At 73.4% G+C, this 13,113-nt stretch carries 9 protein-coding genes; 5 read left to right on the top strand and 4 right to left on the bottom strand.

Translation table 11 applies throughout. The features are described from left to right. Nucleotides 1-15: 15 nt before the first annotated feature. The 3 genes from ABD844_RS07850 to ABD844_RS07860 form a co-directional block, all read right to left on the bottom strand. Nucleotides 16-6,444 carry a tetratricopeptide repeat protein gene (locus tag ABD844_RS07850; protein WP_344874462.1) on the bottom strand — a complete coding sequence of 2,143 codons (6,429 nt, stop codon included), beginning with the start codon at nucleotides 6,442-6,444 and terminating at the stop codon, nucleotides 16-18. Between the two features lie 98 nt (nucleotides 6,445-6,542). After that, nucleotides 6,543-7,169, bottom strand: a complete 627-nt coding sequence (locus tag ABD844_RS07855; protein WP_344874464.1) for a LysE family translocator — start codon at nucleotides 7,167-7,169, stop codon at nucleotides 6,543-6,545. A 21-nt stretch (nucleotides 7,170-7,190) separates the two neighbouring features. Further along, complete coding sequence (locus ABD844_RS07860) at nucleotides 7,191-8,051, bottom strand: LysR family transcriptional regulator (protein ID WP_344874466.1); 861 nt, start codon at nucleotides 8,049-8,051, stop codon at nucleotides 7,191-7,193. A gap of 110 nt (nucleotides 8,052-8,161) precedes the next feature. Here ABD844_RS07860 and ABD844_RS07865 point away from each other — a divergent pair, with 110 nt between their 5' ends. The 4 genes from ABD844_RS07865 (at nucleotide 8,162) to ABD844_RS07880 (ending at nucleotide 9,901) form a co-directional block, all read left to right on the top strand. Then, nucleotides 8,162-8,692, top strand: coding sequence for a cysteine dioxygenase family protein (locus tag ABD844_RS07865; RefSeq protein WP_344874468.1), 531 nt, complete (start codon nucleotides 8,162-8,164; stop codon nucleotides 8,690-8,692). A 127-nt stretch (nucleotides 8,693-8,819) separates the two neighbouring features. Continuing rightward, nucleotides 8,820-9,320 (top strand): pyridoxamine 5'-phosphate oxidase family protein, encoded by a 501-nt coding sequence (locus ABD844_RS07870; RefSeq protein WP_344874470.1) that lies wholly within the window; start codon nucleotides 8,820-8,822, stop codon nucleotides 9,318-9,320. Between the two features lie 102 nt (nucleotides 9,321-9,422). Beyond that, entirely contained in the window at nucleotides 9,423-9,659 is a 237-nt protein-coding gene (locus ABD844_RS07875) for a hypothetical protein (RefSeq protein ID WP_344874472.1), read from the top strand. A 53-nt stretch (nucleotides 9,660-9,712) separates the two neighbouring features. Beyond that, entirely contained in the window at nucleotides 9,713-9,901 is a 189-nt protein-coding gene (locus ABD844_RS07880; RefSeq protein WP_344874474.1) for a hypothetical protein, read from the top strand. 99 nt (nucleotides 9,902-10,000) lie between these two features. On the opposite strand, the gene ABD844_RS07885 is transcribed toward ABD844_RS07880, so the two are convergent. After that, nucleotides 10,001-11,356 carry a dipeptidase gene (locus ABD844_RS07885; RefSeq protein WP_344874476.1) on the bottom strand — a complete coding sequence of 452 codons (1,356 nt, stop codon included), beginning with the start codon at nucleotides 11,354-11,356 and terminating at the stop codon, nucleotides 10,001-10,003. A 317-nt stretch (nucleotides 11,357-11,673) separates the two neighbouring features. Here ABD844_RS07885 and ABD844_RS07890 point away from each other — a divergent pair, with 317 nt between their 5' ends. Continuing rightward, a complete protein-coding gene (locus ABD844_RS07890; RefSeq protein WP_344874478.1) occupies nucleotides 11,674-13,056 on the top strand; it encodes an aspartate aminotransferase family protein in 1,383 nt (460 codons plus the stop codon). Nucleotides 13,057-13,113: the final 57 nt, after the last annotated feature.

Below are 13,113 nucleotides of genomic sequence, written 5' to 3' on the forward strand. Positions count from 1 at the left end.
CGGCGGCGGGAAAACTCATCGGCGCAGCTCGTCCTCGACGGCCTGGGCCTCCTCGCTGCGGCCGGCCTTCTCCAGCAGCTTCAGCCGGGCCAGCAGCACGTCACGGCGCAGGTCGCCGCCCTCCGCCTGGGGCACCTCGCGCAGCAGGTCCGCCGAGACGCGCAGGGCCGCGTCGGCGGCGTCGTCCCGGCCCAGCTCCCGCTGGCAGAAACCGAGCCGGGCGTGCGCCACCGCCCGGGAGAGGGCGTCCCGCGCCACCTGCGTACTGCGGTGGAAGACCAGCCCGGCCTCCAGCGCCCGGTCCGCCTCCATCAGCGCGTCGCCCAGCATGAGCATGGCCCTGGACAACAGCCCCGCCTGCAGCGGATTGCCCGGCGAGAACCGCTCCAGCGCCGCCACCGCCTCCCGCAGCGGCAGTACGGCCTCGGCCGCCAGCTCCCGCGTCCTGAGCGCCGAGGCCAGTGAGAGACAGGCGCCCGCGCGGCTGACGTGCAGGGCCTGCGCGTTCACGCCGGTGGTCAGCAGCTCGTCGTAGATCGCGATGGCCTCGCGCGCCCGTGTCTCCGCCTCCACGCCGCCGTCCGGCCGCAGCAGGGGCAGCAGCTCGGAGCTCTGCGCCAGCGAGTCGGCCAGGATCGCCCGGTACGTCAGATCGTCCGGCGACCGCCTGGCCACCCGGATCAGCTCCCCGACCAGGACGTCGGCCTCGATGTACGCGCCGAGCATCATGTGGCACCCGGCCAGCCGCTGGGTGGCCAGGGCGTGCTTGACCGTGCCGGGTTCGTGGCCGGTCGTGGCGATCCTGGCGTACCCGGCGGCCTCCTGCGGGCGTCCCGCGGCCAGCAGGTCGTCCGCGATCAGCGCGGCGGTCTCGGCGGCGGCCGTTGGCTCCGGCAGTTCCGTGAACAGCCGCAGCGCCTCCACCAGGTGCGTCATCGCCTCCTGCCCCTGCCCGAACACCCGCAGCATCCGCCCCCGCACCTGGATCGCCCGCGCCCGCACGCGCCGCAGCTCCCGGCCCGCCTCTCCCGCCCGGTCCAGCTCGGCCAGCGACCAGGCGATCGCCTCCAGGGCGGCCCGCGGGCGGTCCAGCGCGGCCAGGGTGCGGCCGAGCTGGGCGTAGACGACGGCGGCGACGGCCGGGTCCTCCAGCTCGTCGCACAGGTCCGCGGCGCGCTCGCAGTGCGCCAGGGCCTCGACGGCCCGGCCCTGGTCGAGCAGCTCGGCCGCGTAGCGGTGCAGGGTTTCGACGAGCGTCCGGTCCTGGCGGTCGCCGAGCAGGTCGACGGCCTGCTCCAGAACGGCGAGCCCGGGGGCGGCCAGGGTGGCGAGGGCCGTGCCGAGCGGCTCGCGGTAGGCGCCGGAGACGGCGGCGAGACCACGGTGGACGCGCACGTTCAGCTCGGCGACCTGGTCGGCGGTGGCGGTGTCGCCCGCCCGCGCCGCGGCGGCCGAGAACGCCGCCAGGCACCGGCCGTACCGCTCGTACGTCTCCAGCCCTCCGGCCCCGCTCAGCGACACCTCCCGCGCCAGCGCCTCGGTGAACGCGGTGAGCGGCCCCACCAGCTCGGCCACGGCCGTGACCTCGTTCGCGAAGTTCGCGAAGTTCGCGAACCAGGAAAGCGCCTCGATGAGCGCGTCGAGCGCATCCGCGCCGGGCAGTGGCCGGAGGTCCAGAACCCGCCGGTACAGGGCGATGGCGGCGGCCGGTCCCTCTCCCTCCACCCGCAGCCTCGCCAGCCGGATCAACGCCAGCAGATGCACCCCGACCAGGTCGCGGGGGACCGGCGCGAGTCGCGCCATGGCCGCCGTGCCCTCCGCCAGCCTGGCCTCGGCCGCGTCGCTCTCGCGCAACTCGGCCAGGCACAGCCCGCCCAGCTCCAGGCAGGTGGCGGCGAGCAGGCGTTCCCGCTCACCGGGCGATGACGGGATGAGGTCGAGCGCCCGGTTGACCGACTGGAGCGCGCCCTCGGTGTCGCGCCGGGCGAAGCGGATGCCGCCCTGCAGACGGAGCGCTCCGGCCAGGGCCAGGGGGCTCTGGAGCTGTTCGGCCACCAGCTCGCCGTACACCCCGACCAGGCGATCGGCCGCCGCCTCCACCTCGGGCGGGCTCGCGGTGCGGGACAGCGCGACCGTCTCCAGGGTCATCAGCTCGGCCAGCTCCGTACGGATCGCGGCGCTCGTCCCGGTGTGCGGCTCGTACGACTCCATGGCGGTGCGCAGGTGCCCGACGGCCTCGTCATGGCGGCCGAGTCCCACGAGCGAACGTCCGAGCGCGGCGGCGACCATGCCCACGGCGATCGCGTGCGGCCCGTCGGGCGCGGCATGCCGTTGGAGCAGCTCGGCCGCCTGTGCGGCCAGCGCGTACCCGTCCGCGGCCCGCCCCGTGTCGGCCCAGGCCCGCGCGAGCACGGCCTGCGCGGACAGATACGCATGAACGTGCTCGATCTCCGGCGTGTCGACGCCTTCGACGGCCTGCCTGCACTCGGCCAGCCGCCGTTCCGCCCTGCCCACGGCCTCCTCCGGCCGGTCGGCGACCATCGCCGGCAGCCACGGCTCACCGTCGTCGCGGTCATGGCCGGACGCCGTCCGCCCGCGCCCCGGGCGCAGCCTCAGCATGGCCCGTACCTCGCGGCCGTGGGCCTGGAAGGAGGCGTCGCCGGCGCTCAGCTCGTCGTACAACTCGGCGGCCAGTACGAGCTGGGCCGATCCGTCCTCGGTGCGGCCCAGGCCGTCGAGGCAGAGGCCGAGCAGCCGCCTGCCCCTCGCCCGTGTGGCCGGGCGCCCCTCGCCCGCCATGGCCATGGCCTCCTGCACCGGCTCCAGCGCCGCCTCCGGCCGGTCGTCCACCAGCAGCAGTTCGCCGAGGTCGAGGAGCTGCCCGGCCAGGGCGGGGCGGTGCTCGCCCGGGTCGAGCGTGACGAGGGCGCGCAGGTTCCGTACGGACTCGGCGGCGGACCGCACGGCCGCGTCCAGATCCTCCACGGACGTGTGCAGCCGGGACAGCGCGGCGGCGGCGGACGCCAGCAGGGCCCGCAGCACGGGCTCCTCGGCGGCCAGACCGCGCAGCCGCGCCACCGCCTCGGCCGCCGGCACGAGGGCGTCGGACGGCCTGGCACGCGTCTCCAGCCAGGCGGCGATCAGGTGGAGCCGGTGGGCCACGTCCCTGTTGGTCCTGGCCACGTTCCCGACGGCGGCGGCGGCCGCGACGGCGAGACACCCGGCCAGCTCGGGCAGCGCGTCGGCGACGCCGGTCCCCTCGAACGGCGTCATCGGGTCGGGGACCTGCACAGGTGCCGCGACGCCTGACGCCCTCCCCTGCCCGCCTCCCGACACCACGACCTGGGACGGCTGAACGTAGTCCGACCTGGCCGAAGCGGGCGACGGCGGAGGCGAGTGCGGTGCAGGTCGTTCAGCGGCGGAGTGCGCAGGCGGCAGGGGGAGTCGTTCATCGGCGAACGCCCGTGCGCCTCCGGCGACCGGCGCGGACGGCCCCAGGCCGAGCACGTCGCGGATGGGCGGGGTCGGGTGGTCGTCCGGCGAGCCCCAACCGGACTCGCCCGCCACCGGAGTCGGGGGGAACACCCGGCGGTCTCCCCTCGACCCTCCGGAAGGTCGCGCCTCGTCCCTCGCCGGGGACCGAGGCCCCACCCCGGCGTCTTCGGGCACCACGGCCAGGACACCCGACACGTGTGCCGCGAAAGCGCCGTCGCCACCCGCCGCCTCGAACGCCGCCACGGCCGCACCCAGCCGCCCGCTCCCCAGCAGCGCGCACGCGACGTTGTACTGCGCCCGCGCGGCCCGCTCCCCGTAGCGGGGGTCGTCCTCGGCCAGGACGCGGAACCTAGCCGCCGCCTCCTGCGCCGGTTTCAGCGCGCCCTCGGCCTCACCGCCGAGCAACAGGCACGCTGCCAGCCCGAACAGCGCCTCCGCCCGCCCGGCGGCCTCCTCGTACGGGGGAGCGCCCGCGTAGACGTCCACCGCCTGGGCCGCCGCGACGACCGCCTCACCCACCCGCCCGGCGGCCGTCAGCGCGCCCGACAGCCACGTCAGCGCCCCGGCCGAGGCGAGCCGCTCACCGGTACCGTGCCGATGCCGCACGGCCAGCTCGGCGAGCGTCACGTTGAGCGCCCGCAGCCCCAGCCCACCCGCGCCCAGCCCAAGCCGACCCTCCTGCGGTCCCAGGTCGTCCGTCCGCAGCGCCTCCTGCAACGCCGACCCGCCCTCCCGTGGGTCCGGCCTGGTCGCGTGGGGTGGCAGCATCGGCAGCGCGGCCACGGCCTCGGCGAGCTGCCGATCGTCGGAGAACGACCTGAACGCGGCGTCGAGCACGTCGCCGAGCCGCGTGCCGGGGTTGGCCACCGCCTCCGCGACCAGCCTCCCGGTCCGGCTGGCGATCAGCGACCACAGCGCCGACCTGGCCCGCTCCGCGCCGACCGAGCGCCGCAGGACGTCCAGCATGCGTACGAGATGCCCGGTCGTACGGCCCTCGTGGTCGTGCACGGCGAGCACTAGCGCGTCCAGGTCCTCGACCTCGCCGAGGAACTGCTCGGCCACCAGGTCCGGCCCGAGCGACGCCAACCGTTCACCACGACGGCCCAACGCGCCGGGCAGTCCGGTCACGGCGGGCGATCCAGGCGGTTCGGGCGGTCCAGCGAAGACGCGCCCCAGCCAGCGAGCCACGCTCACGGCGCTACTGGCCGTCCGATCGCCGACCGTCGCCCCAGTGTCGGGGGCGGGTGTGGTCGGGGTGCGGTTGCGGATCCCGGGCACGGTCGTCAGCAGGCCGGGCAGCTCGGCCGGGGTGGGCGCGGTGAGCGCGAGCACCGCCACGGCCCGCCGCGCGGTCACGTCGCCCAGCCGCTCCTCGCCGTCCGGCCAGACCCGCGCCCACTGATCCCACTCCCGCGCGACGAACCGCCCGAGCAACCCACCCCTGACCGCCGCCGCCCCTCCACTACCGCCGGGCACGCTGTCGCCGGGTGCGGCGGCGTTCTCCTTCGCGTCATGGCCGCGGGCGCCGGACGCCCCCGGTTCCTCGCCGTTCGCGTCGTGCAGTCGCAGCAGGGCGGCCAGGTGGACGTGGAGGGGAAGGCCGTACTCCGGGTCGTCGAGGCGTGGCGGGGCGGGGAGCGCGGCCCGGCTCGGCGCGTACGCCTTCATCGCCGCCAGCGCGTGCTCCCCGCGCTCGGCCAGCGTGAGCGGGTGGGCGTTGAGCGGCACGGTCGTGGTGTTGAGTCGCCTGAGGCGGCCACCGGCCGCCGTGTCCAGCCGCCGCCACCAGTCCATCTCCCCTGGCTCCCGGACCAGCAGCAACAGCCGTACGCGGGGATTGTGCCCGTGCTCGGCCAGATGCCGGATCAGCTCGCCCACCAGCGGCGACGACCCCTCTGGCCGATCGACCACGACCAGCGTCGGCCGTGGCGCGTCGAGGCGGACGTTCCTGGACAGCAGGCCGCACACCGTGTCGAGCGGCAGGAACCTGGTGTCCCAGCCCGCCGCCGCCAGCTCCGCGCACAGCTCGCCCGCCAGCCTGGACTTCCCGATTCCCGCGCGGCCGGTCACGACGGCGATCGACAGGGCGATCGACAGGGTGTCCGGCCCGGCCGCCCACGACCGCAGCTCACCCAGCTCCTCGTCCCGCCCCAGGAACGGCACCACCGCGTGCCGCGCCATCAGCACCGTCCAGTCCGCACGGTCCTCCGGCAACGGCTCGCGCGCGGGCGTCAGCAGGCCGGGCAGGGGCACCCGGGAGCCGTCCTCCGCCACGGTTTCGAGGCACCCGGGAGGTACGCCCACCAACTCCCGGAAGCGCTCGTCGACCAGCAGTGCGCTCACGGGTACGGCATCGAGCCGCCGCTCGGCGTACCCCGCGGGACTCGGGGTGACCACGCCGACGATCTGCCCGGCGGGCTCGGCGAGCAGGGCGGCCCCCGACAGTCCCCGCCAGAGCGAGATCGGCATGCCGTCGGGCTCCCGGCCGGGCAGGCTTGCCGTCAGCGCCGTGGTCACCGCACCCGTGGGCGTCTCCACCAGGCCCGACACCGGCTCCGCGGCCCGGGACCCGGCCCGCCGCCCCGCCTGCTCGAACCCCCTGGCCACGCAGCGCACCCGCTGATCGCCGGAGGCGGCGACCCGGGCCCAGCGGGTGTGCTCGACACCCGGTGACGAGGCCCACGCCGGTTCGGCGGCCCGCAGCAGTACGGCGTCGCCGCGCCCCCGCCACACCGGCTCGGCCCGCAGCCACCGCGCCGACCCCGCCGGCCGTACGTGACAGGGGACGCCGGGCGCCACCACCTGGCCGGAGGTCAGCACCAGGTCGGCGCCGATCGCGTATCCGGAGCCGGTCACGCCGACGTGGTCGTCATGACCGGAGAAGACCTCGACGACCCGTTCGAGCCCGAGGCGGTGCGGTGCCGTGTCCAGGTGCGGTGCCGTGTCCATGGGTCCGCCTATTACCTACGTGCCGACGTGCCGTCTCCCTGATCAGTGGGTGATCTCGTTCTCACTATTGCACTATGGGCCGGAAATTTCCTGCCTTGTCATGCCTTCTCAGTTGTGAGCCAGGCGGCCAGTCCCAGGTAGACGATCCCGCTGCCGACATTCAGCCGCCGCCTCGCGAGTGCCGACCCGCGGATCCGTCCGGCCAGGGCGGAGGCGAGCATCGCGTACGTGCCGTCGGAGGCCATGCCCAGCAGCATCCACAGCAGGCCGAGCACGAGGATCTGCGGCCCGACCGGCCCGAGGTGCGGCTGGGCGAACTGCGGCAGGAACGCCAGGAAGAAGATGGCCGTCTTCGGGTTGAGCACGTTGACCACGAAGCCCTCCCAGAACAGCCGCCGCTTCGACTGCACCCGGATCTCGACGGCTTCCTCGGCCTTCTCCCTGCTCATCAGCTTGCGTACGCCGAGCCAGACCAGGTAGGCCACGCCCACGTACTTGACCACGGTGAACGCCGTGGCCGAGGCCGACAGCAGGGCGCTGATGCCCAGCGCCGCCGCGGCCGCGTGGACGAGGGAGCCCGCGTGCACGCCCAGCACGGAGATCAGGCCGGCGCCGCGGCCCTGGGAGACGCTTCTGGTGACGATGTAGAGGACCGCGGGCCCGGGTACCACCAGCAGGCCCAGGGTGGCCGCGCAGAAGACGGCGAGTGTCGAGATGTCCGGCATGGGGCCATGGTAGAGGCGACGTCAAAGGCTTTCTCTGAGCGCCTTCAGCAGGGCTTCGGTGGCCGGTGGGTGGGGTGGTTCGCCGTAGACGGCCGCGTACACGTGCCTGATCGAGCCCGGCACCTCGCGAGCCTCCACCTCCGGGTGGCGGTGGGCGGCGAGGGCGAGCCCCGGCAGCAGCGTGAGCCCGAGCCCGGCCGCGACCAGGGCCTGCACCGCCACGATGTCGTCGCTGGTGAACGTGATGCGCGGCTCGAAGCCGGCCTTCTCGCAGACGTCGAGCAGGTGGCTGCGGCACCGGTCGCACCCGGCGATCCAGGCGGAGTCGGCGTGGTCGGCCAGCTCGCCGGGCCGGGCGTTCGAGAGCAGGAAGCTGGGGTCGTCGAGGAGGTGGACCAGGTGCAGGCCGCTGTCCTCTGGGTCGGTGTCGTCGTAGCGGAACATCACCGCCACGTCCACCCGCCCGGCCCGCAGCAGCCGCAGCGCCTCCGGCGGCTCGGTCTCGGTGAGGTGCAGGCGCAGCCCGGGATGCTCGGTGGCGAGCCGCCGGGCCGCGTGCGGGATGAACGTGCCCAGCGCCGAGGGAAAGGCCCCCAGCCGCACGCGGCCGGAACGCAGCCCCACGTGGGCGGCCAGCTCTTCGGCGGTGGCGTCGAGCCGGCCGATGATCTCCGCGGCGCGCTCGGCCAGCAGCCGGCCCGCCTCGGTGAGCCGGATGCCGCGCCCGGCCCGCTGGACGAGCTTGGCCCCGGTCTCGGCCTCCAGCCGGGCCAGGTGGTGGCTGACCGAGGGCTGGGAGTAGTGCAACTCCTTGGCCGCCGCGGTCAGCGAGCCCTTGCGGGCCACCGCGACCAGGACGCGCAGGCGTACGACGTCGAGCATCTATCAATCGTATCTATCGATTGCCCATAAGACTTCTGTTGGACCTATCGGTTGAAATGCAGGACCGTGGAAGGGGAAGCCCGATTATTGATTTTCCCTAGGGGAATACCATGAATATCACAGCCACCACGGTCGCCAGGCCGGGGCTCGACGTCCTCGTGTCGGGGGTGTCGAGGATCGTCGCCCGCGGGCTCGGCGGCCGCGAGACCGCCTTCGCCGTCGCCGGGCTCATGCGCGAGCACCTTCCCGGCCTCGACATCCTCACGCCCGAGGAGCGCGCGGGCTCACCCGAGCGGTACGTCTCCCACATCCTGCACGCCGAACGCGACTTCTCGGTCGTCGGCGTCGTGTGGCGGCCCGGCCAGGACACGGTCGTCCACGACCACGTGTCGTGGTGCACGTTCGGGATCATCAGCGGGATCGAGCACGAGACCCTCTACCAGGACATGGGCGACCACCTGGTGGAGATCGGGCGGACCGACAACCGGCCTGGGGAGGTCAGCGGCTTCGCGCCGCCCGGCGACATCCACACGGTCCGCAACACCAGCTCGGAGATCGGCGTCTCGCTCCACGTGTACGGGGCCGACGTGTCCAGGCTCGGCAGCAGCGTACGCCGCGTCTACGACCTCCCGGTCAGGTAGGGGCCGGGGCCGCCCGTTCGGGCCGCTCCGCTCGCGCCGCGATGAGTTCTCGCCGTCCTCCAGGTCTGCCCGGGTAGAACCACCCGACATCGCATCGCCCCGGCCGAACGGGGCAAGGGAGCCGACCATGGAGCCGATCACCGATCTGGACGCGCGTTTCAGCGCCGCCGACGCCGCCCCCACGCCCTGGGCCGAGGCGCGGGCCCAGCTTGAGCGGGCGGAGACGTACTGGCTGAGCACCGTACGCGCGGACGGTCGTCCGCACGTCACCACATTGCTGGCCGTCTGGCGGGACGGCGCGCTCTACTTCTGCACCGGCGGCGAGGAGCAGAAGGCCAGGAACCTGGAGTCCAACCGCCACTGCGCGCTCACGACCGGGGCCGGCGCCCTGCACGAGGGCCTGGACCTGGTGGTGGAGGGCCCGGCGGAGCGCGTCACGGATCCGGGCAGGCTTAAGGAGCTGGCCGCGGCCTGGGAGGCCAAGTACGGCCAGGACTGGCACTTCGAGGTGGGCGACGGCGGGTTCGTCAACCAGGCGGGAGGCCCGGCCCTGGTCTTCGAGGTCAAGCCGGTCAAGGTGCTGGGCTTCCGCAAGGGCGACTACGCACAGACCCGCTGGCGCTTCTGAGCCGCCGGAATCACCACCAGGGACGCGGACTTCGACGACGCCCCCGAGCGGGCCTCCGTCCACACCGCCGTCTCACGCCTCTACGCCCGCCAGCGCGGCGAGATGTACGACGAGTACCTCGACGGGAAGCAGTCCTGGAGCACCGGCTGGCGCGGCGCGGCCTTCAGCTCCGAGTACCTGCTGCCGCTCACCGCCGACGAGCTGGGGGAGCTGGTCCAGGAGCTCAACGACCTGGTCGTGAGGTGGCGCAGGCGCGGGGAGGCGGCTCGCGAGGCGGGCGACACGGCGGGCCGGGAGAACGTCGCCGTGCACGCGTACGGCTTCCCGTTCCGCACCTGACGGCCCGATCCGAGGGCGCGGCGCCACTCCGGCCTGATCTGAGGAGACCACCGATGTATCCGGACTCATACCTGTACGTGGAGCGAGTGAGAGCCCGCGAGCTGAGGGCCGACGCCGACCACCACCGCCTGTCCCGCTCCCGGGCCACCGGTCCGGTGGCCCGGGAGTGGGAGATCCGCCTGGGCTGGGCGCTGGTGGAGACCGGCCTGCGGCTCATCCACGGGCGCGCCGTGAACCACTGACGAGCCGCCCGCCCGGCCGGACGCCGTCACGAGGACGTCTCCCCGCCCGGTCCTGTGAGATTCACCACGCGGGGCCGGACCCGCGGGGGAGGGGCCGGGCTACACCCCGAGCGCCGAGGGCAGGCTCAGCTCGCGCAGGAACAGCGCCTCGGTGGTGGCCACCCTGCGCAGCTCCTCCAGGTCGACGCGCTCGTTGGGGGCGTGGATGGCCGCCTCCTCGTCCTCGGCGCCGAACAGCAGGATCTCGGCCGCGGGGAACTGCTTGAGCAGCGTGCTCACCAGCGGGATCGAGCCGCCCGCGCCCACGTCGCGCGGTGGGCGGCCGAAGGCGCGCTCCATGGCGCGGTTGAGTGCCGCGCGGGCCTTGCCGCCCGAGTCGGCCTGGAAGCCGGAACCGACGGTGAAGTCGCCGAAGGCCACCTGCACGTCCCACGGCGCGACCTGCCGCAGGAACTCCACGACCGCGTTGACCGTCGTCTTCGGGTCGCCGGTCGGAGGTACGCGGACGGTGACCCGGGCCCGCGCCACCGGCTGGACCGCGTTGACCGCCCCGGAGACCGAGGGTACGTCGAGCCCCGTGACCGTGATCGCGTACGACGACCACAGCCGGTCCGCCAGCGACCCGGAGCCCACCAGTGAGACGCCGTCGAGCACCCCGGACGTCCGCCTGAACTCCTCCTCGGACGGCCCGTGCCCGAGGAACGACCCCCGCGGCAGCCCCGGCACGCGGACGTCGCCGTTGTCGTCGTGCAGGGAGGTCAGCATGCGCATGAGCGCGGCCAGCGCGTCGGGCGCGGCGCCGCCGAACGAGCCGCTGTGCACGGCCTCCCGCAGCGTGCGCACCTCGATGGTGAAGGCGGCCATGCCGCGCAGCGACGTGGTCACCGCCGGGTCGCCCACCCGCGGGTTGCCCGTGTCGGCCACCACGATGGCGTCGGCCCGCAGCAGGTCGGGGTTGCGCTCGACGAACGCCTCCAGCCGGTCGCCCGCGTATTCCTCCTGGCCCTCGATGATGACCTTGATGCCGACGGGGAAGCGGCCCTGGAAGGCGCGCAGGGCGGTGACGTGCGAGATGACGCCGGACTTGTCGTCGGCGCAGCCCCGCCCGTAGAGACGGCCGTCGATCAGGGTCGGCTCGAACGGCGGGGTGCGCCACGCGGCCGGGTCGCCGGCCGGCTGCACGTCGTAGTGGGCGTAGAGCAGGACGGTCGGCATCCCGGGCGGGGCGGGCGCCTCGCCGTAGACGGCCGGGAAGCTGCCCTCCACCGGCAACTGCTGCACCCGCGGCAGGCCGGTGGAACGCAGCAGTTCCTCCGTCATGGTGGCGGCGGCGAACACGGGCTCTTCCGGGTGCCCGGGGAAGGCCACCGAGGGAATGGCGGCCAGCCGCTTGAGCTCCTCGACGGCCTGCGGCATCGCGGCGGAGACGGCGTTCTCGATCTGGTCAGGAGTCACGGGACGGTCCCCCGGGGGTCGTTCTCAACAGGTCACGGGTCAACGGTTCGCGGGCGGACGGCGGGCTCGCCCGGTGGGTGACCAGGCGTCCGGCAGTTCGCGGCGGTTCGTCTCATTGGATCACAACCGGCCCTGCGCTGCGGAAACGGGGCGTGCGCGATTTTGACCCGCGCGCTAATCTACATGCGGATTTCGTTGCCCCTACATAGCGGTTCTGCGGATCTCGGATTTCTTGCAGAATGCGGCGACCGATTCGCTTGGCAATCCGCAGGTGAGCATGCAGACTGTGGGAAGTTGAGACACGAGGGAAGATAACCATGACGCAGCCGGAACACGACGTCCTGAAGGCCGCGCAGGACAACCTGTGGTTGCACTTCACCAGGCACAGCGCCTACCAGCAGTCCGAGATCCCGACCATCGTGCGCGGTGAGGGATCCTACGTCTACGACATCCACGGCAAGCGCTACCTCGACGGCCTGGCCGGGCTCTTCGTGGTCCAGGTGGGCCACGGGCGCCACGAGCTGGCCGAGGCCGCCGCCAAGCAGGCCCAGGAGCTGGCGTTCTTCCCGCTGTGGTCCTACGCCCACCCCAAGGCGGCTGAGCTGGCGCAGCGCCTGGCCTCCTACACCCCCGGTGAGCTGAACCGTGTCTTCTTCACCACGGGCGGCGGCGAGGCGGTCGAGACCGCCTGGAAACTCGCCAAGCAGTACTACAAGCTCGTCGGCAAGCCGCTCAAGCACAAGGTCATCAGCCGCCAGATCGCCTACCACGGCACCCCGCAGGGCGCGCTGTCGATCACCGGCATCCCGGCGTTCAAGCAGATGTTCGAGCCGCTGGTGCCGGGCTCGGTCCGGGTGCCCAACACCAACCACTACCGCGCCGACGAGATCACCGGCGTCAAGGGCATGACCCCCGAGGAGTACGGCATCTGGGCGGCCGACCGCGTGGCCCGCGCCATCGAGATGGAGGGGCCCGACACCGTGGCCGCCGTCTTCGCCGAGCCCGTCCAGAACGCCGGCGGCTGCTTCCCGCCGCCCCCCGGCTACTTCCAGCGCCTGCGCGAGATCTGCGACGAGTACGACGTCCTGCTCGTCTCCGACGAGGTCATCTGCGCCTTCGGCCGGCTGGGCACCATGTTCGGCGGTCAGAAGTTCGACTACGTGCCCGACATCATCACCTGTGCCAAGGGCATGACCAGCGGTTATTCCCCGATCGGGGCCATGATCGCGCACGAGCGGCTGTTCGAGCCGTTCAAGAACGGCGACACCATGTTCGCCCACGGCTACACGTTCGGCGGTCACCCCGTCTCGGCGGCCGTGGCGCTGGCCAACCTCGACATCTTCGAGCGAGAAGACCTGCTCGGCCACGTGAGCGCGAACGAGCCGCGCTTCCACCAGGCCCTCGACGGCCTGCGCGACCTGCCGATCGTCGGCGACGTACGCGGCTCCGGCTACTTCTGGGGCATCGAGTTGGTCAAGGACAAGGCCACCAAGGAGACGTTCGACGCGGACGAGTCCGAGCGGCTGCTGCGCGGCTTCCTGTCGAAGGCCCTGTTCGACGCCGGCCTCTACTGCCGCGCCGACGACCGCGGCGACCCCGTCATTCAGCTCTCCCCGCCACTGATCGCCGGACAGAAGGAGTTCGACGAGATCGCACAGATCCTGCGCGGCGTGCTCAGTGAGGCATGGGCGCGGCTCTAGCCCCTTCACCTGGGGCCTACCACCCCTTCCGGCACGACGGAGTGCCGGTTCCCGAAA

The organism is Nonomuraea antimicrobica, assembly GCF_039536965.1.
GTDB classification, from domain to species: domain Bacteria; phylum Actinomycetota; class Actinomycetes; order Streptosporangiales; family Streptosporangiaceae; genus Nonomuraea; species Nonomuraea antimicrobica.